17 protein-coding genes are annotated in these 26,246 nt (G+C 39.8%); 12 read left to right on the top strand and 5 right to left on the bottom strand.

All coding sequences use genetic code 11. From position 1 onward, the window contains the following. Positions 1-121: 121 nt before the first annotated feature. From ACIQXP_RS01190 to ACIQXP_RS01180, 3 genes are all read left to right on the top strand, one after another. Positions 122-1,858, top strand: coding sequence for an ABC transporter ATP-binding protein (locus ACIQXP_RS01190; protein ID WP_387504308.1), 1,737 nt, complete (start codon positions 122-124; stop codon positions 1,856-1,858). Further along, complete coding sequence (locus tag ACIQXP_RS01185) at positions 1,842-3,602, top strand: ABC transporter ATP-binding protein (protein WP_387504309.1); 1,761 nt, start codon at positions 1,842-1,844, stop codon at positions 3,600-3,602. Before ACIQXP_RS01190 ends, ACIQXP_RS01185 begins: the two co-directional genes overlap by 17 nt. Before the next feature lie 70 nt (positions 3,603-3,672). Continuing rightward, positions 3,673-4,563 (top strand): SMP-30/gluconolactonase/LRE family protein, encoded by an 891-nt coding sequence (locus tag ACIQXP_RS01180; protein ID WP_387504310.1) that lies wholly within the window; start codon positions 3,673-3,675, stop codon positions 4,561-4,563. Between the two features lie 202 nt (positions 4,564-4,765). Here the strand turns inward: ACIQXP_RS01180 and ACIQXP_RS01175 are convergent, their stop codons facing one another. Next, complete coding sequence (locus tag ACIQXP_RS01175) at positions 4,766-8,848, bottom strand: hybrid sensor histidine kinase/response regulator transcription factor (RefSeq protein WP_387504311.1); 4,083 nt, start codon at positions 8,846-8,848, stop codon at positions 4,766-4,768. 339 nt (positions 8,849-9,187) lie between these two features. On the opposite strand from ACIQXP_RS01175, the gene ACIQXP_RS01170 reads away from it, so the two are divergent. The 9 genes from ACIQXP_RS01170 (at position 9,188) to ACIQXP_RS01130 (ending at position 23,150) form a co-directional block, all read left to right on the top strand. Continuing rightward, positions 9,188-12,190, top strand: a complete 3,003-nt coding sequence (locus ACIQXP_RS01170; protein WP_387504312.1) for a SusC/RagA family TonB-linked outer membrane protein — start codon at positions 9,188-9,190, stop codon at positions 12,188-12,190. 4 nt (positions 12,191-12,194) lie between these two features. Next, positions 12,195-13,826, top strand: a complete 1,632-nt coding sequence (locus tag ACIQXP_RS01165; RefSeq protein ID WP_387504313.1) for a RagB/SusD family nutrient uptake outer membrane protein — start codon at positions 12,195-12,197, stop codon at positions 13,824-13,826. 11 nt (positions 13,827-13,837) lie between these two features. Next, positions 13,838-14,947: a SusE domain-containing protein gene (locus tag ACIQXP_RS01160; RefSeq protein WP_387504314.1), complete on the top strand. Its 1,110-nt coding sequence runs from the start codon at positions 13,838-13,840 to the stop codon at positions 14,945-14,947. A 152-nt stretch (positions 14,948-15,099) separates the two neighbouring features. Continuing rightward, positions 15,100-16,152, top strand: coding sequence for a glycoside hydrolase family 53 protein (locus ACIQXP_RS01155; RefSeq protein WP_387504315.1), 1,053 nt, complete (start codon positions 15,100-15,102; stop codon positions 16,150-16,152). 241 nt (positions 16,153-16,393) lie between these two features. Beyond that, on the top strand, positions 16,394-18,934 hold the full coding sequence (locus tag ACIQXP_RS01150; protein WP_387504316.1) for a membrane or secreted protein: 2,541 nt from the start codon (positions 16,394-16,396) through the stop codon (positions 18,932-18,934). 22 nt (positions 18,935-18,956) lie between these two features. Beyond that, positions 18,957-21,380, top strand: a complete 2,424-nt coding sequence (locus tag ACIQXP_RS01145) for a glycoside hydrolase family 2 TIM barrel-domain containing protein (RefSeq protein ID WP_387504317.1) — start codon at positions 18,957-18,959, stop codon at positions 21,378-21,380. A gap of 229 nt (positions 21,381-21,609) precedes the next feature. Continuing rightward, positions 21,610-21,885: a hypothetical protein gene (locus ACIQXP_RS01140; RefSeq protein WP_090982380.1), complete on the top strand. Its 276-nt coding sequence runs from the start codon at positions 21,610-21,612 to the stop codon at positions 21,883-21,885. Positions 21,886-22,043: 158 nt separating this feature from the next. Continuing rightward, positions 22,044-22,232, top strand: a complete 189-nt coding sequence (locus ACIQXP_RS01135) for a cold-shock protein (protein ID WP_090982267.1) — start codon at positions 22,044-22,046, stop codon at positions 22,230-22,232. Positions 22,233-22,478: 246 nt separating this feature from the next. Then, positions 22,479-23,150, top strand: coding sequence for a hypothetical protein (locus tag ACIQXP_RS01130; RefSeq protein ID WP_293743480.1), 672 nt, complete (start codon positions 22,479-22,481; stop codon positions 23,148-23,150). A gap of 1 nt (position 23,151) precedes the next feature. Here ACIQXP_RS01130 and ACIQXP_RS01125 read toward each other — a convergent pair whose 3' ends face one another. The 4 genes from ACIQXP_RS01125 to ACIQXP_RS01110 all read right to left on the bottom strand — a co-directional run bounded on the left by ACIQXP_RS01125 (position 23,152) and on the right by ACIQXP_RS01110 (position 26,244). Beyond that, entirely contained in the window at positions 23,152-23,493 is a 342-nt protein-coding gene (locus ACIQXP_RS01125) for a hypothetical protein (RefSeq protein WP_090982271.1), read from the bottom strand. Between the two features lie 289 nt (positions 23,494-23,782). Continuing rightward, on the bottom strand, positions 23,783-24,691 hold the full coding sequence (gene moaCB, locus ACIQXP_RS01120) for a bifunctional molybdenum cofactor biosynthesis protein MoaC/MoaB (RefSeq protein WP_387504321.1): 909 nt from the start codon (positions 24,689-24,691) through the stop codon (positions 23,783-23,785). A gap of 1 nt (position 24,692) precedes the next feature. Beyond that, positions 24,693-25,136 (bottom strand): molybdenum cofactor biosynthesis protein MoaE, encoded by a 444-nt coding sequence (locus ACIQXP_RS01115; protein WP_293743486.1) that lies wholly within the window; start codon positions 25,134-25,136, stop codon positions 24,693-24,695. A gap of 1 nt (position 25,137) precedes the next feature. After that, positions 25,138-26,244, bottom strand: a complete 1,107-nt coding sequence (locus ACIQXP_RS01110; RefSeq protein WP_293743487.1) for a ThiF family adenylyltransferase — start codon at positions 26,242-26,244, stop codon at positions 25,138-25,140. Between the last annotated feature and the right edge of the window lie 2 nt (positions 26,245-26,246).

Here is a 26,246-nt window from a genome sequence, read left to right as displayed (position 1 = left end):
ATAAGTAAACAACATGGTTTGTTCGTTTATAAATATCTTTCCTCTTTAATATCTTTCTTACAAACGATGTCAATTAATTGGGCTAAATTTGGAAACTACAAATTAAGGTATCTTCATTGATATGAGAAAAACCAAAGAAGCCCAAAAACCAGGTATTTTCAGTTTACTTGGAAATTATAAAGGCTTAATTTTTATGCTGATCCTGTTTGCGTTGCTCAGTAACGGCATCAACTTACTTTTACCGAAGATTATTGCCAATGGTATTGATGCTTACACCCATAAAACTTTCAACCTTGAATCCATTCTGCTTCAGTTTTCGCTGGCCATAGCTTTTGTTTTTATTTTTACTTATTTACAGAGCATTGTGCAAACCTATGCTTCTGAACGGGTGGCAAGAGATTTGAGGACAAAGCTGTCTGATCAGATTTCGCGACAAAGCCATGCTTACATTATTCAGGCTAACCCCTCAAAATTGCTGACAAACCTTACAGCTGATACCGATTCGATCAAAATGTTTGTTTCGCAGGCTATCGTATCCATTTGTTCATCAATTTTTTTAATTGTCGGGGCAAGTATTCTACTGCTTACAATCAATTGGAAACTGGCGCTCTGTGTAATTGCCATCGTACCAATTATTGGAGGGGCATTTTTCTATGTGTTGAGCAAAGTTAAGGTGCTTTTTAAAAAGAGCAGGGAAGTAATCGATTGGCTCAATAAAGTGATTAGCGAAAGCATTATGGGCTCCGCATTAATTCGCATCATCAATTCGCAGATGCTGGAATACAATAAGTTTTTGGATGCAAATGCAAAAGCGAGGGATTTGGGTATATCCATCCTCCGGATGTTCGCTGCTTTGATTCCGGTTATCGTTTTTACTGCTAATTTGTCCAGTTTATGCATTCTGGTGTTGGGTGGTCATTTCGTCATTACTGATTCGATGACATTGGGAGAGTTTGCTGCTTTTAACAGCTACCTTACGCTCATCGTATTTCCCATTTTAGTAATTGGTTTTATGAGTAATGTTATTGCACAGGCTACAGCATCTTACCAGAGGATTGAAAATGTGCTGAATGCTGCGGAAATTATCCATCCCGGAACGTTAAGCACTTCTTTAAAAGGCGATTTGGCAGCGAAAAATATCAGCTTAAGCTTTGGTCAAAAACCAGTTTTGAAATCAATTTCTTTTGCTGCCAAGGCAGGTTCAAGAACGGCTATAATTGGTCCTACAGCCGCTGGGAAAACACAACTGCTTTATATTTTGACAGGTTTGATCGATGCTGATGCCGGATCCGTATTGTACGATGGGCAGGAGATTCAACAATACAAACAGGAAGATTTCCATAAACAGGTTGGTTTTGTATTTCAGGATAGCATTATGTTTAACATGAGCATCAGGGAGAATATTGCCTTTAGTGATACGGTTACAGATGAGTCGCTGGCTAAAGCGATTGCTACTGCAGAATTGAAAGATTTTGTAAATGCCTTGCCCGATCAGCTAAATACAATTGTGTCGGAAAGGGGAAATAGCCTTTCCGGCGGACAAAAACAACGGATTATGCTGGCCAGGGCCTTAGCGGTGAATCCGAAGATCCTGTTACTGGATGATTTCACTGCCCGGGTTGATACCCATACAGAGAAAAAGATCCTGGAGAATATCCAGCAAAATTATCCGGGTTTAACTTTAATTTCCATTACCCAAAAAATAGCTTCTGTTGAACATTATGATAAAGTGATCTTGCTGATGCAAGGCGAAATTATTGCGGAAGGAACTCATCAGGAGTTGCTAAAAAGCAGTCCTGAATATGTTCAGATTTACAATTCACAACAGAGCACCAGTAATTATGAACTACAATCTTAACCAGCTTAATAGCGGGCGGGAAAAGCAATCTACATATAAAGCGCTGAAAAGCCTGCTAAAACTCATTTCTACCGAGCATAAAAACCTTTGGCTGGCACTGATCGCCATTTTGGTGAACTCAGGATTATTGCTTTTGGGTCCGTTACTGGTAGGTCATACCATCGATACCTATATCCGTACCAAACAATTTCATGGTGTTCTGATTTTTGGCGGGATACTATTGGTGATGTATATGATTGCTATGGTTACGGGTTACACTCAAACAAGATTAATGGGCGGGGTGGGGCAGCGAATGTTATATACCTTAAGAAATGCCATTTTTAATAAATTACAGGAGTTACCGGTTTCTTTTTTTAACCAGAATAAGGTTGGAGACCTCATTTCGAGGGTAAATAATGACACTGACAAACTGAATCAGTTTTTTTCACAATCCTTAATGCAGTTTATCGGCAGTATCGTTACCATGATCGGCGCCGGCATTTTCCTCCTTTCCATTAACGTTGAATTGGGTGCCGCTACGCTTGCGCCCGCCGTAGTTATTGTGCTTTTTACAGTGGCTTTATCGCCCTGGGTAAAAGCTAAAAATGCTAAAAATCTAAAAAGTGTTGGCGGCATGAGCGCCGAGATACAGGAAAGTCTGAACAACTTTAAAGTTATTATCGCCTTTAACCGCAGGGATTATTTTAGGAAACGTTTTAACGAAGCCAATACCAAGAATTATAAAACAGCTATCAGTGCGGGTTTAGCCAACAATACTTTTGTGCCTGTTTACGGTCTGTTATCCAGTATTGCGCAATTAATTACTTTGCTATTTGGTATTCATTTAATTGCTAAGGGCCATTTTACCTTGGGTTTATTGGTGAGTTATATCTCTTATACCACCAATTTTTATAATCCGTTAAGGCAATTGGCCGCGCTTTGGACCAGTTTTCAGGTGGCTATGGCCAGCTGGGATAGAATTTCACAGATTTTATCTTTGGAAAGCAATTTAAAACAAATAACGTTAAATGAAACGGCTAATTCAAGTGCGCTGATGGAATTTAAAAATGTGCACTTTTCTTATGATGACAGTAAAGAAATTTTGCATAACATCAATTTAACGTTCGAAAGAGGCAAAACATATGCGTTAATTGGGCCAACCGGAGGCGGAAAAACAACAACAGCTTCACTCATTTCCCGTTTATACGACCCTACCAAAGGAACGGTTTTGTTAAATGGTAAAGATATCAGGTCGTTTTCTGCAGCAGAAAGAACACAAAAAATAGGTTTTATATTGCAGGAGCCATTTTTGTTTACCGGAACAGTGAAAGAGAATATTTTATATGGCAACAGTCAGTATAAATCGGTTACAGATGCTGAGCTGCAAAAAATAATTGAAGAAGCAAACCTAAATGCGCTATTAGCCATATTTGATGAAGGATTGAGTACACAGATTACTTCAGGATCAGACAGTATTAGTTTAGGCCAGAAACAGTTGATTGCCTTTATGCGTGCGGTGCTTAGAAATCCTGAATTGTTGATTCTTGATGAAGCTACAGCCAACATTGATACCATAACCGAACAACTTTTGGGCAATATTTTAAATAAACTTTCTAAAGAAACTACATTGGTGATTATTGCCCACCGTCTGAATACCATTGAAAATGCCGATGAAATCTATTTTGTAAACGAAGGTGAAGTGCAACAGGCCGGAACGCTGGATGATGCATTAAATATGTTACTCAAAGGGAAGCGGGTAAGTTGATATATTTACTGAACAGACCTCGCAGGTTTTTGAAACCTGCAAGGTCTGATCAAACAATTAAAAAACACAAATGAAAAAATATTTTCTCTTTCTGGCCTGTTCGGCCCTAAGCTTGGCTAGCTTTGCACAAAGTGCTGAACAAAACCTATTTGTTCAGGATAGTTTAAAATTGATTTCTTCACAGTTTAAGTTTACAGAAGGTGCATCGGTTGATAAACAGGGAAACGTTTTTTTTACGGACCAACCGAACGATAAAATCTGGAAATACGATATCAATGGTAAACTGAGTTTATATATGGATAAATCGGGAAGGGCAAATGGTACTTATTTTGATAAAAAAGGAAACTTAATTGTATGTGCCGACGAAAATAACGAAATCTGGTCTATTGATCAAAACAAGAACATAAAGGTACTCTTCAGTGAGTATGAAGGTAAAAAAGTAAATGGTCCGAATGATATCTGGCTGGATAAGAAAGGTGGGATATATTTTACCGATCCTTATTATCAGCGAGATTATTGGACGCGAAAATCACCCGAAATTAAAGGCCAAAAGGTCTATTATATTCCCAAAGGAAAAAAAGAGGCAATTGTAGTTGCAGATGATGTAATTAAACCTAATGGAATTGTAGGTACTCCTGATGGTAAATTTTTGTATGTGGCCGATATGGAGGCGAATAAAACTTACCGTTACCGTATTGGTACCGATGCCAGGTTAACTGATAAACAACTTATTCTTAACCAGCATTCTGACGGAATGACTTTAGATAATAAAGGAAATATTTATGTAACCGGGAAAGGGGTAGATGTTTACCAGCCAACTGGCGAAAAAATTGCTCATATCGATGTGCCGGAAGCATGGTGCGGTAATATTTGTTTTGGCGGGAAAAATAAAAATATACTTTTCATCACAGCTTCAAAATCGCTGTATGTGATTCCGACTAATGCAAAAGGCGTGGAATAACAGTTGTTTAAATGACATGTAGGCTTAAAAGGCAACGCTGAATTAAGCCGAAAAAAAAATCTGTTCAGTTTATTCAGACGCCAAAAATATAAATTACAATAATTAGCTTTGAAATTCCTACTTATAGGGATAGACGACTATGAAAAAGCCCTCTCAGGATTGAAGGGCTTTTTTACTTTCTCTCAGCCTAATATTTGCTTACTCAAGATTTTAAATTCTGCATGTAACCTGTTGGTGTTACCCCGAATTCTTTCTTAAAAGCTTTTGTAAAATATGATTGCGTTTGGATACCGATCCGGTACATCACTTCTGTCATCAGTACATCTTCAGTTTTCATGATTTCTATTGCCTTTCTAAGTCTCGCAGAGCGTACAAACTCGCCGATAGATTGTCCTGTGATCGATTTTATTTTCTGGTAAAGCTTGGTTCTGCTCATGCCTATTTCTTTACATAAATAATCGATATCCATTTCCGGGTTGATCATTTCGGCATCGATGATTGAAAGTAATTTAGTTAAAAAGGCCTTGTCCCTTTCCGAGTGTGCAAGTGCTTTGGGTTCTGTATCTTTATTTTTTAAATAATGATCTTTCAATTTCTGTCTCTGCTCAAAAATGTTTTTGATGGTGAGCTGTAGCAGGTTAATGTTGATGGGTTTGGTAAAGTAAAGATCGGCTCCCGATTCTGCGCCTTCAATTTCGGATTCAATGCTGTTTTTAGCGGTGAGCATTAAAAATGGGATATGGCTGGTTTCTATATCTTCTTTTATGTGCTTACAGAATTCTGTTCCGCTCATGCCAGGCATCATCACATCGCTTATAATTAAGTCGGGGAGGTCTTTTCGTGCCTGTTCAAGTCCCGCACTACCATCAGAAGCTTCGGTAATGGTATAAGATGGACTTAAAGTATCCTTTAAAAATGCCCTCAGCTCATCATTATCATCTACAATAAGAATGTTGTTGGTGGCATTTGCTGGTGTCTGTTCAGCAGTTGGCTGTGTTACTTCAGTTTCTGAGCGATAGCTGATGCTTTCTAAACGGGTGCCACCAGGCTCGCTGTTTTGACTGAATTGTTCATTTAAGGTATAATCTGTTTTGCTGCCTGGGATACCGATAATAATCTCCGTTCCTTCGTTCCGTTCGCTCGATACCTGGATTAAACCTTTATGCAGCAACGTTAAACTTTTTACAAAAGCCAAACCCACGCCAGATCCCAAATGCGTTTCGGTAATCCGGTAATAACGTTCAAATAAATGCCGGATAGAATCTTTTGAAATCCCGATACCACTATCAATTACGCGGAAATAGATGTAGGAACTGGCTTCATAATCACTTTTAATCAGTAATTGATTTTCAAAAGCCGGTTTGCGACTGCTAAGATCAGTAAATACCTGCAGTGTGAGTGTACCACCAGTTTTGGTATATTTGATTGAGTTGTTGATCAGGTTGAGGATGATTTTTTCGATCACCTGCCTGTCGAACCAGCTATCGGCCGGAAGATTTTCTTTTTCTACCGTAAAGCTGATCGATTTTTCGGCCGCCATTTCCGAAAATTCTTCCGCCACCTGATCAATAAAAAGGTTCAGGTTTCCATTTATAACATTAAGTTTTAAAGCACCTGATGCAGTTTTTCTAAAATCCATCAGTTCGTTAATGAGTCTTAGTAAGCGGTTGGCATTGCGATGGATGGTATGGTAATATGTTTGGAAGCTTTCCTGGGTATCTTCTTTCAGCAGGCGTTCTATTGGTCCTAATATCAATGAAAGCGGTGTACGGAACTCATGCGAAATATTGGTAAAAAACTGAAGCTGCGTCTGGTGCATTTCTTCCCTTTTTTCTTCTTCAATTTTTCTGATCTCTAATCTGCGTTTAAAACTCAGCACTAAATAGGTTAAATACAGGGCTGTGGCCATCACGATTAGCCTGAACCACCAGGTTGACCAAAAAGGGGGTGAAATAACTATTTTTAGCGTTGTTCCGGTAGTATTCCAAATATTATCATTATTTGAAGCCCTAACCTTAAAAGTATAGGTTCCCGGATCGAGATTAGTGTAAGATGCCTGCCTCGCATGGCCAGCAAAAATCCAGTCTTTATCTTCCCCCTCCAGTTTGTAAGCATAATTGTTGTTTTCATTCGCAACATAGTTTAAACTGGCAAATCGGAACGATATCGAAGCCTGATCGTAAGCCAGCCTGATTTCTTTGGTATAACTGATATCGTTTTCTAAAACAGATCCTTCGTTGTTGGGAAGAATCGTTTGATTAAAAATTTGGAACTCCGTCAGGTAAACTGGTGGAATAAACTTGTTGGTTTGTATATCATCAGGAAAAAATGAATTGAAACCATTTACTCCGCCAAAAAACATCTCACCAATGCGTGTTTTTAAATAAGCGTTGGTTTCAAATTCGAGTCCCTGCAAACCATCTCCTGTATTGTATTTTTTAAAGTTTTGGTGCTGCGGATTAAACCTGGTTAGGCCATGGGCTGTAGAGATCCAGAAATTGCCTTTATCATCCTCTGTAATTCCTTTTATAAATTCGGTTGATAGTCCTGCTTTGGTGGTGTAAAGCTCAAAATTGTTTTTGGCACGGTTAAAACGGTAAAGTCCGGCCTGCCCGACCCACAAATTGCCTTTGCTATCGATAAAAATTACCCTCAAATCGGGCCTTTTTCCATCGCCCATAAAATAATGGGTAAATACCTGCGTATTCAGGTTGTAACAGTTCAGACCACCATCATCTGTACCGATCCATAGGTTTTTATATTGATCTTCATTAATAGCAACAATGTTGTTTCCGCTTAATTTACTACCGTTTTTCCCTTCGCTAATGCGTTTAAACTGTTTAGTTTGCGCGTCAAAAAGATTTAATCCGCCATAATAAGTGCCTATCCAGATATTTCCATTACTGTCTTCGAACGATTTTTGTACATAATCAGAGGAAATGGAGGTGGTACTGGCATTGTGCCTAAAACGCGTAAATGAGCCATCGCCGTGCATTAAGTTTAAGCCGCCTGCCCAGGTACCAATCAGTAGCATCCCGCTTTTGGTTTCGGCGATATCGAGAATGGCATCGGCTCCAATACTCATCGGGTTAAAAGGATTATAACGATAGTGGAGAAAGGTTTTATTTGCTTTGTTGTAAATGTCGAGTCCGCCGCCATCGGTTCCGATATAAATGTTACCGGCTTTATCCTCGTAAAATGTCCTTACATCATTATAACTTAAACTGTTTTTATTAGGCTCCTGGCGCACCAGTTTAAATTTTTCTGCCTGCGGACTATACAGATTTACCCCGCCCCGGTGTGTACCGGTCCATAAATTTCCTTGTTGATCAACAAAAAGTGCCGAAACGGTGCGTTGCGATAAACTAAGGGTATTGCCTGGTTCGTTCTGGTAATGTGTAAATGTTTCGGTTTTGGGGTTAAAAAGGTTTAAACCTCCGTTAATGCCACCAGTCCACAGGTTTTTTTGTTTATCAAAAACAATAGCCCTCACCAGGTTACTGCCAATACTATTATTGTTTTTTTCCTGGTGCTGATAGGTTTTGATAGTGTTTTTGAGAGGATCGTAGTGGATTAGGCCGTTTTCTTCTGTCCCAAACCAAAAGGAGCCATCCGGATCTTTTTTAATGACCCTGAAAGATTCATTTTCCAATGTTTTAATGGCTGTTGAGCTACCTGACTTAGGGTTTAAAATATGGATGCCCGCGTCGGTTGCCATCCAGATGTTTTCATCAGCATCGCAGTACAGATCATTGATATAATCCTTTCGATCGGTTTTTTGCTGATCCGACTGGTATTGAAACCGGCCAAAACTACTCGATTTTTGATCCAGCAAGTTTAGTCCGCCACCATAAGTGCCAATCCAAATTCCCTGTGCGGTTTCTTTAACAGCAGTAATGATGTTATTAGTCTGGCTTTTTTTGTCTTTGGACCGATAAGTGGTAAAATTGTTTTTCTCGGCATTAAACCTGTTTAGCCCATCTGATGTACCAATCCAAAGGGTATTGTTTTGATCCTCAAAAATACACCTGATGAAATTATCGCTGATGCTGTTTTCGTTTTTGCTGTGTCTGAAAACGGTGATCTGATTGCCATCGTATTTGTTCAATCCATCGCGTGTACCAAACCATATAAAACCCCGGTGATCTTGAAAAATACATTCGATGGTGCTGTTTGATAGTCCGTCTTCTACACTAACGTGCTTAAATTTTAAATTTTGTGCGCCAACGTTTCCTATCGAAAAAATAAAGAGGAGCAGGAAAAAAGTTCTCGTTAACGTGTTCATTTGACGGTTTATGCAGACAGTTCTGAGCCGATAAAGATAATTGATTTTTGCGAAGGATTAGTATGATGAGTTAGAGGAGAAGCAAGAGATTTACCTGCGTATCATCATTCCCAACTTGATTGGGAATCTTAATGATTTCGCTGATTTGTAGCTTGCATTAGGATTCCCGCCTGTGCAGGAATGACGCAAGACGTTTAGAACAACCACAATAAAAAAAATGCTTAATACCCCATTTAAACCAATAATATGTCGATTAGCACAAAAGAAATGAACAATAGCACAAAGCGGATAAAGCCACAAAGCTTTCATTTGTATCGTTAATTCTAACCATAATATTTTATGCACATTTTTACATTTTTCATCAGGAGTAACAAGCAGATGTTAATGCTTTTACTATTGATTTTTACCCATGGATATCTTTTTGCACAGCAGGCCACCATTACCGGAGTTGTTAAAACAGCGCCCGATAATTTAGGTATGCCAGGGGTAAGCGTTCGTTTAAAAGGAACCGCGATTGCCACCTCTACTGATGGTAACGGAAACTTTAGTATCAAAATACCTGCAAAGGCTGGTATCCTTGAATTCTCCTCAATAGGTTATAAAGTAAGGGAAGTTCCGGTTACTCAAAGCACCACTTTAAACATCACTTTAATAGAAGATGCTTCTACCTTAAATGATGTAGTGGTGGTAGGTTATGGAACGACACGAAAACAGGACCTTACCGGTTCGGTAGCGGTTGTAGGTGTTAAAGATTTCCAAAAAGGGAGTATCAGCACCCCGGAACAAATGTTATCGGGTAAGGTATCAGGTGTTTCGATTACCTCAAACAGCGGTCAGCCGGGAAGCGGGAGCACCATCCGTATCCGTGGTGGTTCCTCATTAAATGCCAGTAACGATCCGTTATTTGTGATCGACGGTGTACCCTTGGAAAGCGGAGGCGTTTCGGGGGCATCTAACCCACTGAGTTTTATTAATCCAAATGATATTGAAACGTTCACGGTGTTAAAAGATGCCTCGGCCGCAGCCATTTATGGAGCAAGGGCATCCAATGGGGTAATCATCATCACCACAAAGAAAGGTTTGGGCGATGCCTTAAAAGTGACTTTTAATTCAGTAAACTCGGTTTCTAAATTAACCAGACAACTGGATGTATTAAGTGCTGATGAAATCCGTGCGATTGTAAATGCTAAAGGTACTTCGGCGCAAAAAGCTCAATTGGGATCGTTTAATACCAATTGGCAGGATCTGATTTATCAGGATGGTTTTTCTACCGATAACAACATCAGCATTAGCGGAGGAGTAAAAAAACTGCCTTACCGTTTGTCCATCGGTTATCAAAACCAAACAGGCGTGTTAAGAACCGACCAATTGCAGAAAACTTCAGCTGCTCTCGTTTTCAATCCGAGGTTTTTTGATAATCACCTCAAACTGGATATCAACCTGAAAGGTAGCATGCAGAAAACGCGTTTCGCCAATACGGCTGCCATTGGTGGAGCAGTAAGTTTCGATCCAACACAAGCTACTTATACCAATCGATCAGACTATAATGGCTATTGGGAATGGTTAGATTCTACTACTCCAACAGGATTGGTGAATCTGGTTGGCCGTAACCCGGTTGGTTTACTGGAGCAAAGAGAAGACCGTGCAAAACCCATGCGCAGTATCGGTAACGTTCAGCTGGATTATAGTTTTCCCTTTTTACCAGAATTACACGCCAATTTAAATGCAGCTTATGATGTGGCTTCAGGAAAAGGTACTGTTTTCGTTGATCCAAATGCAGCAGAGGCATTTGTTGGTAACCTGAATGGTATTGGTAACGGCGTAAATAACCAATACAAACAGAACAGGAGAAATACTGTGCTGGATTTTTACCTGAACTATATTAAAGAGTTTAAATCGATTAAAAGTAGGATAGATGCTACAGCAGGTTATTCTTATAATGATTATTTAACCACGCAATATTATTATCCAAGTTTTGATGCCAATGGCAATAAGGTGGCCAATTCTGATCCGGCTTTTGCTTTTAACAAACCTCAATACCGTTTGATCTCTTATTTCGGAAGATTAAATTATAATTACGACGAACGGTTTCTTTTAACGGCGACGGTACGTCGCGATGGTTCGTCACGTTTTGGTCCTGCCTATAAATATGGTGTATTTCCATCTGTGGCATTGGCCTGGACCGTTAAAAATGAAGCCTTTTTGAAAGATAATAAAACCATATCCGCCTTAAAACTAAGGGCAAGTTATGGTATTACAGGACAACAGGATGGAATTGGCAATTATGGATACATGTCTACCTATGGTTTAAGTGCTTTAAATGCATCTTACCAGTTCGGAAATACCTTTTACCAAATGTACCGTCCAAGCGCTTACATTGCCAATATTAAGTGGGAAGAAACAGCAACCACCAATATTGGTCTGGATTTTGGCTTATTCGATAACCGCGTTACAGGTAGCCTGGATTTTTACCAAAAGAAAACCAGCGATTTGTTAAACCTGATTCCACAACCTGCCGGAACAAACTTCGCGGCTACGGCCATTGTAAACGTAGGCGATATGGAAAACAAAGGTGTGGAGCTTACCCTGGGTTTTAATCCGGTAAAAGAAAAGGATTTCAACTGGGATTTCAGCTTCAACGCAACTTATAACAAAAATACCATTACCAACTTAACGGTAGTACCTAACGATCCGAATTATGCAGGTTTTCCTAGCGGAACCATTGCAGGTGGTGTTGGCGGACAAAATGCTTTTATTAACGCAGTTGGCGGACCAAAAAATACTTTCAATCTGTTTGAACAGACTTACGATCAGAACGGAAACCCGATTGAAGGCGTTTATGTAGATCAGAATGGCGATGGGGTAATTAACCAGAACGATTTCAAAAAAGGGAAACAGGCCGATCCTAAAGTATTTTTAGGTTTTAGCAATAACTTAAGCTACAAAAAATGGAATCTATCTTTCACTTTGAGGGCGAATTTAGGAAACTACGTTTATAATAATAACTTTAGCCAAAGTGGTAATTTAGACCAGATTTTAGGTACAGCCATTATTTTAAATGCTTCACCAAATTACCTTACCACCAATTTTAAAACACAACAGTTATTGAGCGATTATTATGTTCAAAATGCATCATTCCTGAGAATGGACAATGTTAACCTGGGTTATGCTTTTGGTCAGATTTTAAAAACCAAAGCAAACTTAGCTTTAACGGCCAGTGTGCAAAATGTGTTTGTCATTACTAAATATCAAGGTTTAGATCCCGAGGTAGCCTCTGGTGTAGATAATAACATCTATCCCCGTCCACGTATTTTCTCTTTAGGCCTGAATGTTAATTTTTAAGATCATGAACCGTATTAACAAAAAATATATGAAACCAAGTGTTTTACAACTATTTATGCTGGCTTGCACTGCGGCAATTCTCACCACATCATGCAACAAACTGGATCTGGTACCGACCAATGATCTTACTGCTGACAAAGTATATACTTCGGCAGCGGGTTACAAACAATCATTGGCCAAGGTTTATGGGGCTTTTGCGCTTACCGGGAATGCATCTGTTGGCCAGCCCGATATTCCGGTAGAAATTATCAAAGATGAGGGGAACTCTGATTTTCTTCGTCTGTATTGGAATTTGCAGGAATTAACCACCGATGAAGCGGTTTGGTCGTGGAAGAATGATGCTGGTATTCAAGGCTTGCATGAAATGACCTGGTCATCCATCAATTCGATCATCAATGGTTTGTATTACCGTTCATTTTTTCAGATTACACTTTGCAACGATTTCATTAACCAATCTTCTGATGATAATTTAAGCAAAAGAGGAATTGTTGGCGCTGACGCCGATCAGGTGCGCAGATTTAGGGCAGAGGCCCGTTTTATCAGGGCGTATCAGTATGCCGTATTGATGGATATTTATGGAAATCCGCCTTTGGTTACCGAAACTACCGAAATAGGCGGGAAGGATTTACCCAGGCAGATTAGCCGGAAAGACTTATTCGCTTATGTGGAATCAGAACTTAAGGCCATCGAAAATGATTTAGCGGCACCTAAAGGAAATGAATATGGCCGTGCCGATAGGGCTGCATCCTGGGCATTATTATCCAGGATATATTTAAATGCAGAAGTATATACCGGTACTGCCCGGTATACCGATGCGATCACCTATTGCAACAAAATTACTGCTGCAGGATATGCGCTTCATGGCAATTACCGCGAGTTAACCATTGCCGATAACCACTTAAATACGGATGAGAATATTTTGACCATTAATTATGATGGTACAAGCACCCAGAATTTTGGGGGTACCACTTACCTGATGCATGGACCTGCGGGCGTTCCTGCAGAGGTATCAGGATCAAATGGTAACTGGGGCGGATTAAGGATTACGCAGCAATTTGTAAATCTTTTTGCTGATAAAACCGGCGCAACTGATACAAGGGCACAGTTTTATATGTCGGGACAAAATATGGAGGTAAATGACCTGTATACTTCTACTGATGGTTACTCGAGCACCAAATACCGCAACAAAACCCGTGCTGGCGGCCCGGCCCCGCATCAGGATGTTGCGAAAGATTTTTCGGACATCGATTTTCCTCTTTTCCGTTTAGGCGAAATTTATTTAACCTATGCTGAAGCCGTTTTACGGGGCGGATCAGGTGGCAGTTTAACGCAGGCGTTAACCTATATTAACCAGTTGCGTACCCGCGCCTATAATGGCAGTACAGCCGGAAATATTACTTCGAGTGCGCTAACCACCGATTTTATTTTAGATGAACGTGGTCGTGAGCTTTGGTATGAGGCCACCCGCAGGACAGATCTGATCCGTTTTGGAAAATTTACCACTGCAGCCTATTTGTGGGCGTGGAAAGGTGGTGTTAAAGGAGGTACAGCAGTGAACAGCAAATACAATCTTTATCCATTGCCACCAACAGATCTTTCGGCCAATCCAAATCTTCGTCAGAATACAGGTTATTAATCTAAATTATCATGAAAAAATCTATTTATATCCTATATAATTTGCTTTTAATCAGTCTGTTATTCGGCTGCAAAAAAGAGGAAAGTACAAATGTAGTTACTCCACCCAGTGCAGGTAGTCTCGCTTTTAAAAGCGCTGCAGCTACTGTGGTGTTAACTTCAGCCACTGACGCCACCAATGTTGTTACCTTCAGTTTTAAGGCGGCAAACTTTGGCGTAAATGTTATTCCTACGTACTCTTTAGAGTTTGATGTGCCTGCCGATACCCTCGGGCCAAATGCATGGGCAAATGCAATAAGCGTTAAACTTGCAACAGGTGTTTTTGAAAAACCTTATTTGGGTGCCGATTTTAACTCACTTTTGGCTAATCAATTGTTATTGCCAACCGGGGTGGTAAGTACCTTGGTTGTAAGGTTAAAGGCAGAAGTAACCCAAAATACGGGAATCGCTTCTACCATCAAACCGATTTACTCCAGCCTGACCATGACGGTTAACCCATATAAAGCTACTATCGAATATCCGGCGTTGATGGTAAAAGGGGGCAACTCCTGGAAAACACCAACCGCAAGGACGAATGGTTTTATATTAACCTCAGCTAAATTTAATTCTAAATATGAGGGATATTTAAATTTACCAAATGCCGACGGCTATGGAGGTGATGCTTTCCAACTGGTATCAACAAAGGATGCAAAGGTTTACGGTTGGGGAGGTACTTCAACAACCATGAGCTTAACCGGTGGTAATTTATACCTTACGCCGGCACCGGCTTATATGAAAGTGAATGCCGACGTAGATGCTTTGACCATTACCTATACGCCTGTTAAATTTTTTATCTCGGGTGATGACAATGCCTGGAGCACTTCATCAACACCATTGATATATAATGCAACAACCGGTAAATGGGTTGCCGCAAATGTTCCCTTAACCGCGGGCAAAACTTTCGTATTTACCTGTAACGGCGGTTACGATATCAGCTATAAAATAGATGCCAATGGAGCTTTGATTTATGCAGGCGCGCCAACCTGGGGCGGTATTAATATCCCGGTTACCAAAACAGGCGTTTTCACCGTTACTTTAGATTTAAGTGCCGGCGATGGAAATTATACTTATTCAATTAAATAAATTCTCGTTTCGTCATTCCTAACCCGATTGTGAACCTTAAAGCGCTGGCAGGTATATGGAGTATTAAGATTCCCGCCTGCGTGGGAATGATGGGCGGTTTAGAATAAACTATAATACAAATATTAAGTTCAAACTTGCTTAAGAATATAGAAATGTTTAAAAAAATAAAAATCATCAATTGGCTGGGCCTCATCATCATGCTCAGCCTGATTAATACAGGTTGCAAAAAAACAATAAAAGGAGAAACGCAAATTTATCCTGCGCCAGATCCGGTAGGTACCTACGCCTTAGGAGCTGATGTAAGCTGGCTGACCGAAATGGAAGCTGCGGGCAAAAAGTTTTACAATGCTGCAGGTGAACAACAAGACTTGTTGAGGATTTTAAAAGATAAAGGCATCAATACCATTCGATTGAGGGTTTGGGTGAATCCTGCTGCCGGTTATTGCAATACGGCCGATGTTTTGGCAAAGGCAAAAAGGGCAAAAGCGATGAACATGCGTTTGCTGGTCGATTTTCATTACAGCGATTCGTGGGCAGATCCCGCACAGCAAAACAAACCTGCCGCATGGGCTTCGCAGGATTTTGCTACCCTTAAAACGTCAGTTTATAACCATACCGTTGAGGTTTTAACGGTTTTAAAAAACAATAAAATTGTACCTGAATGGGTACAGGTAGGCAACGAAACCAATAACGGTATGTTATGGAACGATGGAAAAGCATCTGCGAGTATGAAAAACTTTGCAGATCTGGTACTTTCTGGATATAACGGTGTAAAAGCGGTAAATCCGAGTTCGAAAGTGGTAGTGCATATCTCCAATGGTTACGATAACAGCTTATTCAGGTGGATATTTGATGGCTTAAAGAACAATGGTGCCAAATGGGATGTAATCGGCATGTCGATGTACCCAACCGCTGCTGATTGGTCGGCAAAAAATACCCAGTGTCTGGCCAATATGACGGATATGGTTTCGCGTTATGGATCTGAAGTGATGATCTGTGAATTGGGAATGCCGGTTTCAGAAGCAGTAGCCTGCAAAGCCTTTATTAAAGATTTAATTGCAAAGAATAAATCGTTGCCAAATAATAAAGGGTTAGGGGTTTTTTATTGGGAACCACAATCTTACAATAGCTGGAGCGGTTATAAATTGGGCGCATTTGATGATTCGGGTAAACCAACGGTTGCTATGGATGCATTTCTGCCATAATGTGGGTTGGTCCGGATTTGTAATCCGGACCTCATGAATTTTAAACTCCGACTAACATTTGTGGCCGTGGTTCGTGTCTGCACTGATGCCATGGTTCTTGTCTCCACGAACTATACAAGTTTTGGGACATTAAAAAAGGTTATAATTGGTTCGGATTTGTAATCCGGAAGCGAGAAACGGATTTTAAATCCATAGTTAGGAATGTCGGGATTGCAAATCCCGACAAACAAAATTTTTATTTATGATTTTACTCAAAAAACTATCTCTTTCTGTTTCTTTTACTATAATCGTAATGGTTGCCCATGCACAATATAAACAGGGTATTTATGTAGATGCATCAGGAGTAGTCCGTTGGGAGAAAGACCATAAAGAAGCTGCTTTTTTCGGTACAAATTACACTGCGCCCTTTGCGTATGGCAACAGGGCTATTGTCAGGATGGGCGTAACCGCTGAACAAGCAATCAAAGACGATGTATATCATTTTTCGCGTTTGGGTTTGGATGCCTTCCGCGTACATGTTTGGGATCAGGAAATATCAGATGCTGAGGGAAACCTGATCAATAACGAACATTTGCGCCTTTTCGATTTTCTGCTTGCAGAACTTAAGAAACGTAAAATCAAAACTTTGATTACACCAATTGCTTTTTGGGGTAATGGTTACCCGGAGAAGGATGAAAAAACAGGCAGTTTTGCCAATAAATATGGTAAAGATAAATCGGTAGTAAGCGAAGAAGCTTTTAAAGCACAGGAAAATTACCTGAAACAGTTTTTCAAACACAAAAATCCTTACACGGGTTTAACCTATCAGCAGGATGCCGGTATTTTGGCTGCAGAAATCAATAATGAACCCCATCATAGCGGGCCAAAAGAAAGAGCTACGGAATATGTAAACCGCATGACCGCCGCCATAAAAAGTGCCGGCTGGACTAAACCCATTTTTTACAACATCAGCGAATCGCCCTGGTATGCCGATGCCATTGTAAAGGCAAATGTTCAGGGACATACTTTCCAGTGGTACCCCACAGGTTTGGTTGCCGGCCATACACTGCAAGGCAATTACCTGCCTAATGTGGCGAAGTACAAAATCCCTTTTGATACCATTCCGGCATTTAAAAACCGTGCTAAAGCGGTGTACGAATTTGATGCTGGTGATGTAATGGCGCCGATCATGTATCCGGCAATGGCCAGAAGTTTTAGGGCAGCCGGTTTTCAATGGGCTACACAATTCGCTTATGATCCTATGGCAACTGCTTATGCCAACACCGAATACCAAACTCATTATTTAAACCTTGCATATACGCCTTCAAAAGCAATCAGTATGTTAATTGCTTCAAAGGTTTTTCATCAAACAGCCCGTTTAGATACGTTAATCAGTGGCCATACTTTTGGCCCGTTCAAAATCGATTATAAAAATTCGCTGAGCGAAATGAACACCGCCGATGAATTTTATTATACGAATTCAACCTCTTCGAAAGTTGTGAACGCAAAAAAACTAAAGCATATTGCAGGCCTTGGAAGCTCTAAAATTGTTCAATACAATGGTAAAGGAGCTTACTTTATCGATCAGGTTGCCGCCGGCGTATGGCGTTTGGAAGTAATGCCTGATGCTATTCTGATCAGGGATCCGTTTGAAAAAGCGTCACCTGAAAAAGAAGTTACACGGATCATTTGGTCTACCTTGCCAATGGTTATCGATCTGCCCGATTTGGGCGCTAATTTTACGGTTAAAGGTTTAAATCAAGGTAATACGGTTAATTCGGTAGCCATTAAAAATGGGTTTAATGTTTCCCCCGGAACTTATCTGCTGGTAAAGAAAAACCTGAAAACCAATCTAAATGCGCAAAGCCATTATCAGAATATTGCTTTGGACGAATTTGTTGCTCCTAAAGCTTCAAAAGGAGATATTTTTGTTAAACATCAGCCTTTTAGCACAATTTCAGCAGGTTTAGCCACTCAGCTCGATGCTGAAATTACAGGTTTAGGCGAAAAAGATTCTGCTTTTCTTCAGTTCAATGGCGCAAACCGCGGACAAAATATTCTCTTACAAAAAAAACGGGAATATGAATATGCCGCTACAATTCCCGCTGAACTGGTGAGAAATGGTTTGTTGAAATACCAGATCATTATTCATCAAGCAAATGGCGATGAGGTTACTTTTCCAGGCCATATAAAGGGTAATCCAAATGCATGGGATAGGCTTGAAACCGAAAGCTACCAGACTTATGTTGCAGCTAGAAATGCTAGGGTAGAAATCTTTAATGCGGCTTTAGATGGGAAAAACAGTAATATTTATCATCCCAATTGGACAAATGGTAAAGTAGAATACGTTTCAGATGAAAATCCATCCGTTTTGAGTATGAAGCTATCGGTCAGTATGCCTGAAAGTAATCAGCTCATGGGTTTTCAGCATTTTTTCGCTGATAAAATAACTGGAAGAGTTTCAGACATGAATAATTTGAAAAAATTAGTCATCAAAATAAAAGCAGATACTGAAAACACGAAAGTTAAAGTAGGCTTGATTGATACCGATGCCCATTTCTTCTCCACAGAAATCCTCGCGGGAAAAGATTTTCAACTGATCGAAATCCCTTTAAATCAGCTTAAAAGTGATGCCCAGTTATTGCTTCCTCGTCCTTATCCAGGCTTTTTACCACTTTATTATCAATCACCAAACCAAGCTGCATTCGACTTGAAAAATGCGGAAAAGCTCGAAGTTACTTTTGGTTATGGAGCTATTATCAAACCGATCCATATTATTATCGAATCTATTTATTTAAAATAACCATTATAATTACATGTTCCGATTGAAGAAAATACTTTTCACCATTTTTATGGTTAGCCTTGCTTATTTAAATGCCATTGCCCAAAGAACCGAAATCCTATTAGATGAAGGCTGGAAGTTTTCAAAGGGAAATTTTCCAAAGGCTGCCGAGGCTACTTTCAATGACAAACGCTGGGAAACGGTAACTGTTCCACACGATTGGGCCATTAGCGGGCCATTTGATAAAGAAATAGATAAACAGGTAACTGCAATTACCCAAAACGGGGAAACCAAAGCCAGTGAAAAAACGGGTAGAACCGGCGCTTTACCTTATATTGGCGAAGGATGGTACAGGAAAAAACTCCCTCTTCCGGCACTTAAGCCAAACCAAAAAGTTTTGTTGCAAATTGATGGTGCCATGAGCGAGCCACGCGTTTACCTCAATGGAAAACTGGTTGGCGAATGGAACTATGGTTATAATTACTTTTATATCGATATTACCAAGGCCCTAAAAGCGAATGATAATTTATTGGCCGTGCACCTGAAGAATATGGCAAAATCGTCGCGCTGGTACCCGGGGGCGGGCTTGTACCGTAATGTACATTTAATCATTAAAGAAGAAAAAAGCATCGATCAATGGGGCATCACTGTTACTACGCCAATTATTAAAAAAGAATTTGCCAAAGTAAATATCAAAACCAGATTAACCGGTAAAGGTATTCGTTTGGTTACGCAGATTTTAGATCGTTCGGGTAAGCAGGTGGCTATTGATACGGCAAAGGATATTTTTGGCAACGAGGCGGATCAAAATTTAGCCATCGGCAATCCTATTCTCTGGAGTCCGGAGCGCCCGTATCTGTATACCGCAGTATCGAGTGTATATGAAGGAAATGTATTAAAAGATGTCGTAAAAACAAGGTTAGGGGTCAGGACAATCAATTTCAGTCCGGGTATCGGCTTTAGTTTAAACGGTAAAGTAAGAAAATTCAAAGGTGTTTGTTTGCATCACGATTTGGGGCCGCTTGGAGCGGCCATTAATACTGCGGCACTAAGGAGGCAACTTACCATTTTAAAAGAAATGGGTTGTGATGCCATCCGAAGTTCGCACAATATGCCTTCGCCAGAGCAATTGGAATTATGTGATGAAATGGGTTTTATGTTCCTCGCCGAAAGTTTTGACGAATGGGCAAAGGCCAAAGTAGAAAATGGTTATCACTTATATTTTAATACCGATGCTGAAAAAGACATTGTAAACCTGGTGCAGGCAAATAAAAACCACCCCAGTATTGTAATGTGGAGTTCGGGTAACGAAGTGCCGGATCAGTTTGGTGCCGAAGGGGTTAAAAGGGCAAAATGGCTGCAGGAAATTTTCCATCGTGAGGATCCAACACGCCCGGTTACGGTAGGAATGGATCAGGTGAAAGCAACAATGCAATCAGGTTTTGGTGCTTTAATGGATATTCCGGGATTAAATTATAGGGTACACCTCTACGAAGAAGCCAATAAGATTTTTCCACAAGGGTTTATTTTGGGATCAGAAACTGCATCAACCGTGAGCTCAAGAGGGATCTATAAATTTCCTGTTGTAAAAGGTTTTGATAAACAATATCCTGATTTTCAATCCTCTTCTTACGATCTTGAATATTGCAGCTGGTCTAACGTACCCGACGATGATTTTGTCATGCAGGATGACAAACCATGGGTGATCGGTGAGTTTGTTTGGACTGGTTTTGATTACCTTGGAGAGCCTACGCCTTATGATAGCAGCTGGCCGTCAAGAAGTTCTTATTTCGGAATTTCTGATCTTGCAGGTTTGCCTAAAGACCGTTATTATTTGTATAGGAGCCGTTGGAATAAAACAGCCCCTACGCTTCATTTGCTTCCGCATTGGAACTGGGAGGGAAGAGAAGGCCAAACCACGCCTGTTTTTGTGTACACCAGTTATGATAGTGCTGAACTTTTCTTAAATGGTAAAAGTTTGGGCATAAGAAGAAAGGATAAATCAAGCCCGCAGAACCGCTACCGCCTGATGTGGATGGATGTTAAATACGAGCCAGGGATTTTAAAAGTAGTAGCACTTGATGGCAACGGAAAGCCTGTGGCAGAAGAAAAGATTACGACGGCGGGTAAACCCCATAAAATTGTATTAATGCCAGATAAGCAACAAATTAGTGCTGATGGCAAAGATTTATCTTTTGTAACCGTATCAGTTGTTGATCAAAACGGAATACCCTGTCCAACGGCTACCAATGCTTTAAATTTTGAAGTAAAAGGTGCAGGCGCATTTAAAGCGGTTTGTAATGGCGATGCTACTTCACTGGAATCTTTTGTAAAACCAGCCATGAAATTATTCAGCGGAAAACTGGTGGTGGTGGTGCAATCGGGCAAAAAAGAGGGCGCAGTTCAACTTGTTGTAAAGGGAAAAGGGCTTGAAACCGGGAATGTAGAAATTGTTGCTGTGAAGTAACATATTCGTCCAGTGCTGGTCTTAGCGTCTCGCTAAGAGCAGATAAAATGTCAAGATCCGTCATCTCGCGCATGCAAGAATCTTAAAGTGTATTACATTTAGAAATAGTGAAGTATAAGGATCAATCCCATCTTACATTTTCCATTAAACAATGTATAGGTACTGTTACAATTAATCTAATTTGGAATATTTTTTTAAATTAGCATATATTAAAAAACCTGATAAGCTTATGGAAAATCTAAAGGAAGAAACCAAAATCAAGGCTTTTCTTAACAGGATAAAAGCAGAGTGGCCGGGAGTGGTAGAGCGCTTTGAGTTTAAAACAGGCAGTGTGATTTATGTTCATTTAAAAGAAGGCATATCGAGCATGGATTTTCTGGGTAAACTTTCCAGACAGGTAGAACGTTTTGTGGATTTCAGTAAGCCGATTATCTTATATCATATTGAAAGTGATGGCATGAACTTAAGATCGCATCCCATCAACTGGTACTCGACGCTTAGGTAGGGAAGATCAATTGTCGATGTCCTACTTATATTGAGATGTTTGTTATAATTTTAGTTTTTTGAATCTTTTTACAGATAAAACGTAATTTTATTTGCCAGTAATTTTGGTTTTTGGGTTTTAATCCTATTTTTGATTTTTAATTTAAAACATCCAGTATAATGAAAAACGGAACAGTAAAATTTTTTAACTCAGAAAAAGGCTTTGGCTTTATCAAAGAAGAAGGCGGATCTGAGATTTTTGTGCATGCATCAGGCCTGATTGATGAAATCAGAGAAAATGATACAGTTGAATATGATGTTCAAGAAGGCAAAAAAGGCCTTAATGCAGTGAAAGTAAGAGTTGTTTAATTCTTCACCCAAAAGATTTTGAGCAGGATTTAGTCCTGCTTTTTTTTTGCCTCGAATTTTTTTGCGTAATGAAAATTTAATCACCGGCAGTACTAAATAAAAAGATGAAAAAATTTCCTGCTCATTTCTAGCGGATTACTGATCCGGGTGTGTTTTATACACAATCCTGATTATCGTTTTTTAATTGGGATTTTTATTTTTGCCAATGCCGGAGCAATTCGGCCAGAACCAACAAATTAAATATTTTTGCAACTTTCTATTTTTTCAATTCAGGAACCTGCTAACTGCAGCAAACCCCTTGATGGAGGCAGCTTTATGGCCGCTGCGCAGTTTGTAATGGCTCTTAATTTTGCTCACGAATTTGAGCTTTTAAGTTTATCGGCTATTAACAACCGGCCCGGTGTTGCCAAAAAGGGTGGGTTGGTATTTGTGCGTAATGGCAAACTTAAAATGCATCCCGGAATTTATGACCATTTGGCATTGATCTCAATATCATCTATCTGTGCAGGAAGTATTTATAACCATGGTCTTGATAAAATGGCTTCAGAAATTATAAATCTTCCTTACAGTGAAGGCTTTTTAAGCTTAACAGGTGCAGAAGAAGATTATATGGCGTTTAAACGATTGTGCAGCCCGATATCGCGATTTTTTTTGCTGCACACTAAAAAAGTACAATGGTCTGCAATCTTATCCGTTTTTCGGTTTTTAATGATGGATGGTATTTGGGATGTAGTTATTTTTGTTGCAGATAAACTTCGCCATTCTGACACGGATATACTCGCTTGTACACAACTTTTAGAAAGTATGAAAAAACAGGAATGGTATGTCGATTTCAATCAATCCCTTCATGATTTTCATGCTTCGCGTTATCCTTTAAGTAAAGTTGGCTTAGCTGCGGAATTGCCTGAAACGGCTTAACTTATTTCAGGTAATTCTCTAATAAAGCATTTATATCCTCGCCCACAGCTCTACTGCCCATATTATTGAGTTTCTGTTGCGAAGAATTATGCTTTTCGATATAAGTAGCCTCTGTTTTATTAAATTTAAGATAACCTTGTTCAAAATAGCGTTCTTCAATTTCAGTAGATGAATCCATTGACCTAAACCATAATTTAATTAGTGATCCTGTAATTTTATCAAAGTAAAGCCAATGGTAAGTCGCCTCTGCATCTGCATTTTCAGGCAGGCCAAGACGCTGAATTTCGAGGATAGTGGTATCAGAATTTTGGAAAAAGTATAAAATCTTATATTTAGGCGACATGGCGCAAAAATAGAACATAAATTTGATCACAAAAAAGATTTTTGCGGTTAAAATTTGATATTTATTGGTTTAAACAAATCCGTCTTTCACGCGCAGGCGTAATCTTAATACAAAATAAAGTTCTTGCTGAGGTACTAGGATTCCAAAAAAAATTACTACTCACAGATTCTAAAAATCAGTCATCCTTTCGACCGCAGTGGAGAAATCTTTGAACAATGTTTATTGAATAGTTCAAAGATTTCTCTCCCGAACGTTCGGGACTGCGCTTCAGTCGAAATGACGATTTAACTCAATGTTTCTCGCCTTTAATTACCTTGAATAAGTGCAAAACCTGTGGGAAGAGTGCATCCATACTTTCTTCAGCGCCGCTTTTAGAGCCTGGGAAAGTAAGCACCAAAGTTTTTCCGATAAAACCAGCTACACCACGAGAAAGCATGGCATAGGGCATACGCTCCTGACCATAGTGCCTGGCGGTTTCCATAATCCCTTCAATATTCCTGTCGATTAGTGGTGCAATGGCCTCCGGAGTTACGTCGCGTGGTGAAAGACCTGTTCCGCCTGTAAAAATGATTAAGTTATAGCCAACTTCACTTAATTCGCTTGCTTTATTTCCGATTACATTGATTTCATCCGGAACGATTTCATATTTCTCGGTATGGATGTCCCATTGTTCCAAGCGCGAGATAATGGCTTTTCCTGCAGTATCCTGTGCCTTATTTTCAAAAATAGAATCAGAACAGACTACAACGGCAGCCTTGATTTCGGGGAATTTGGCATTTTTAAATTCTGATTTCCCACCTGATTTTTTTAGTAAACGGATATTTTCTATCTCAACACCTTTGTCAATCGGTTTTAACATATCATATATTGTTAAAGCGGTAACTGATGCGCCGTGCATTGCCTCAACTTCTACACCTGTTTTGTAAATGGTGTGTACTTCAACTTTAATAATGATAGATAAACCTTCAATTTCATAAGTAATAGCCGTATATTCAATCGGGAGCGGGTGACAATCCGGAATAACATCACTCGTTTTTTTTACGCCGAATAAACCTGCTGCCCGGGCAAATTCAAATACATCGCCTTTTGGTATCTTGCGTTGTTCAACGGCATCAATGGTTTCCTTTTTCGATACTTTCACAGTAGCAGTTGCAACGGCAATTCTTAAGGTATTGGATTTTTTTGTGATGTTTACCATGTTAAATATTTTCTTTCCACTGGTGGGTTTCGTCTTCAAATATTTCTTTGCCCCAGATTGGTAATTCTACTTTTAACCGATCCACCACGTCACTACAGGCTAATATTGCGGGCTTGCGGTGAACCGAAGAGGTAAAAACAAAAAGGCAGATTTCGCCTGCTTTAACGGTGCCTAAGCTATGGTAAATATGCATGCAGCTGAGTGGATATTTTTCAAAAATTTCTTCCCTGATCTGATGCATTTTTTCAAGAGCCACTTCCTCATATGCAGTATATGTTATCGCCGCAACAAATTTGCCGTCAATTTCGTCTTTTCTCACCTGGCCCATAAAAATACTGTGCCCGCCAATAGCGGTTTTACTATTATGTTTGGCAATGCTATCTGCTATAAAAGCGGGTTCTATCGGGCCATTAACAAATATGTTTTTTATCTTTTTTTCGCTCATGTTAAGATTTGAGAAAATGCTCTCTCCATTTGATAATGCCACCTTTTAAACTATAAATCTTTTTGCTATCGCCATATTTCTCCTGCATGGCCTCTGCTGCAGCTACGCTTCTAACGCCATGCTGGCAAATTAACACCACATTTTTTTGATAAAATTCCTTGCCTATAAAGGCACCAAATTCCGACATTGGTACCTGTGTAAAGATTTGTTTATCTAATACTGGTACTTCATGCCTTTCGCGAACATCAATTAATATTGTCGATTCCGATTGCTGAAGTTTCACCAGTTCCGCGGCATCAATTTCTATATAGCCTTGCGGCCCTTCGCTCGTATCCTGATAATCCATATTTAAAAATTCATCAACAGTTTTGGGGATGACATAACCGTCACCATGAGTAATGTTAATGGTATACTGTTGTTGTGTAAGTAAATTATAATTTAATATTCTGTTGGTCAAAGGTAATCCGATTTTAGCGATCAGTTTAATGGTTTCTGCGGCAGCCATTGTTCCTAAAATACCTGGTAAAACACCTATAATGCCATTTTCGGAACAATTAGGCACTTCATCTTTATCTGGCGGAACAGGAAAAAGATCACGGTAATTAGTGCCGGGGGTTAACTGGTCAGGAACATTAAATATGGCCAACTGGCCTTCGAAACCTGATACTGCGGCAAATATGAGCGGTTTATTTAATAGGGCACAGGCGTCGTTAATCAGGTATCTCGATTCAAAATTGTCTGTACCATCCAATATGTAATCATATCTGGATAAAATATCGAGGGTATTATTTTTCTGTAAACGGATGGGGTGACGGATAATCCCGATCTGGGGATTCATTTCTTGTAGTCGCTTTGCTGCTACCTCGACCTTCAGCTTCCCGATATCGGCAGTAGTAAAAAGGATCTGCCGATGTAAATTGGATAATGAAATGGCATCATCATCAATAATACCAATATGGCCGATGCCGGCAGCAGCCAGGTATTGCAATGCCGGACAGCCCAGGCCACCGGCGCCAATAACGAGAACTTTTGCTCTTAAAAGCTTTTGCTGTGCTTCCTCCCCAAATCCTTTAAGGATAATCTGTCTGTTGTATCGCGCTGCACCCATAT

This window comes from Pedobacter suwonensis (assembly GCF_044762335.1).
GTDB lineage: Bacteria > Bacteroidota > Bacteroidia > Sphingobacteriales > Sphingobacteriaceae > Pedobacter.
This window is presented reverse-complemented; position numbering and strand designations above follow the sequence as displayed.

Coding starts and splice junctions, on each gene's coding strand:
- ACIQXP_RS01175 (WP_387504311.1), bottom strand. CDS start 8,848: ATGAACACGTTAACGAGAACTTTTTTCCTGCTCCTCTTTATTTTTTCG.
- ACIQXP_RS01125 (WP_090982271.1), bottom strand. CDS start 23,493: ATGTCGCCTAAATATAAGATTTTATACTTTTTCCAAAATTCTGATACC.
- ACIQXP_RS01165 (WP_387504313.1), top strand. CDS start 12,195: ATGAACCGTATTAACAAAAAATATATGAAACCAAGTGTTTTACAACTA.
- moaCB (WP_387504321.1), bottom strand. CDS start 24,691: ATGGTAAACATCACAAAAAAATCCAATACCTTAAGAATTGCCGTTGCA.
- ACIQXP_RS01115 (WP_293743486.1), bottom strand. CDS start 25,136: ATGAGCGAAAAAAAGATAAAAAACATATTTGTTAATGGCCCGATAGAA.
- ACIQXP_RS01140 (WP_090982380.1), top strand. CDS start 21,610: ATGGAAAATCTAAAGGAAGAAACCAAAATCAAGGCTTTTCTTAACAGG.
- ACIQXP_RS01180 (WP_387504310.1), top strand. CDS start 3,673: ATGAAAAAATATTTTCTCTTTCTGGCCTGTTCGGCCCTAAGCTTGGCT.
- ACIQXP_RS01160 (WP_387504314.1), top strand. CDS start 13,838: ATGAAAAAATCTATTTATATCCTATATAATTTGCTTTTAATCAGTCTG.
- ACIQXP_RS01135 (WP_090982267.1), top strand. CDS start 22,044: ATGAAAAACGGAACAGTAAAATTTTTTAACTCAGAAAAAGGCTTTGGC.
- ACIQXP_RS01110 (WP_293743487.1), bottom strand. CDS start 26,244: ATGGGTGCAGCGCGATACAACAGACAGATTATCCTTAAAGGATTTGGG.
- ACIQXP_RS01170 (WP_387504312.1), top strand. CDS start 9,188: ATGCACATTTTTACATTTTTCATCAGGAGTAACAAGCAGATGTTAATG.
- ACIQXP_RS01155 (WP_387504315.1), top strand. CDS start 15,100: ATGTTTAAAAAAATAAAAATCATCAATTGGCTGGGCCTCATCATCATG.
- ACIQXP_RS01150 (WP_387504316.1), top strand. CDS start 16,394: ATGATTTTACTCAAAAAACTATCTCTTTCTGTTTCTTTTACTATAATC.
- ACIQXP_RS01185 (WP_387504309.1), top strand. CDS start 1,842: ATGAACTACAATCTTAACCAGCTTAATAGCGGGCGGGAAAAGCAATCT.
- ACIQXP_RS01190 (WP_387504308.1), top strand. CDS start 122: ATGAGAAAAACCAAAGAAGCCCAAAAACCAGGTATTTTCAGTTTACTT.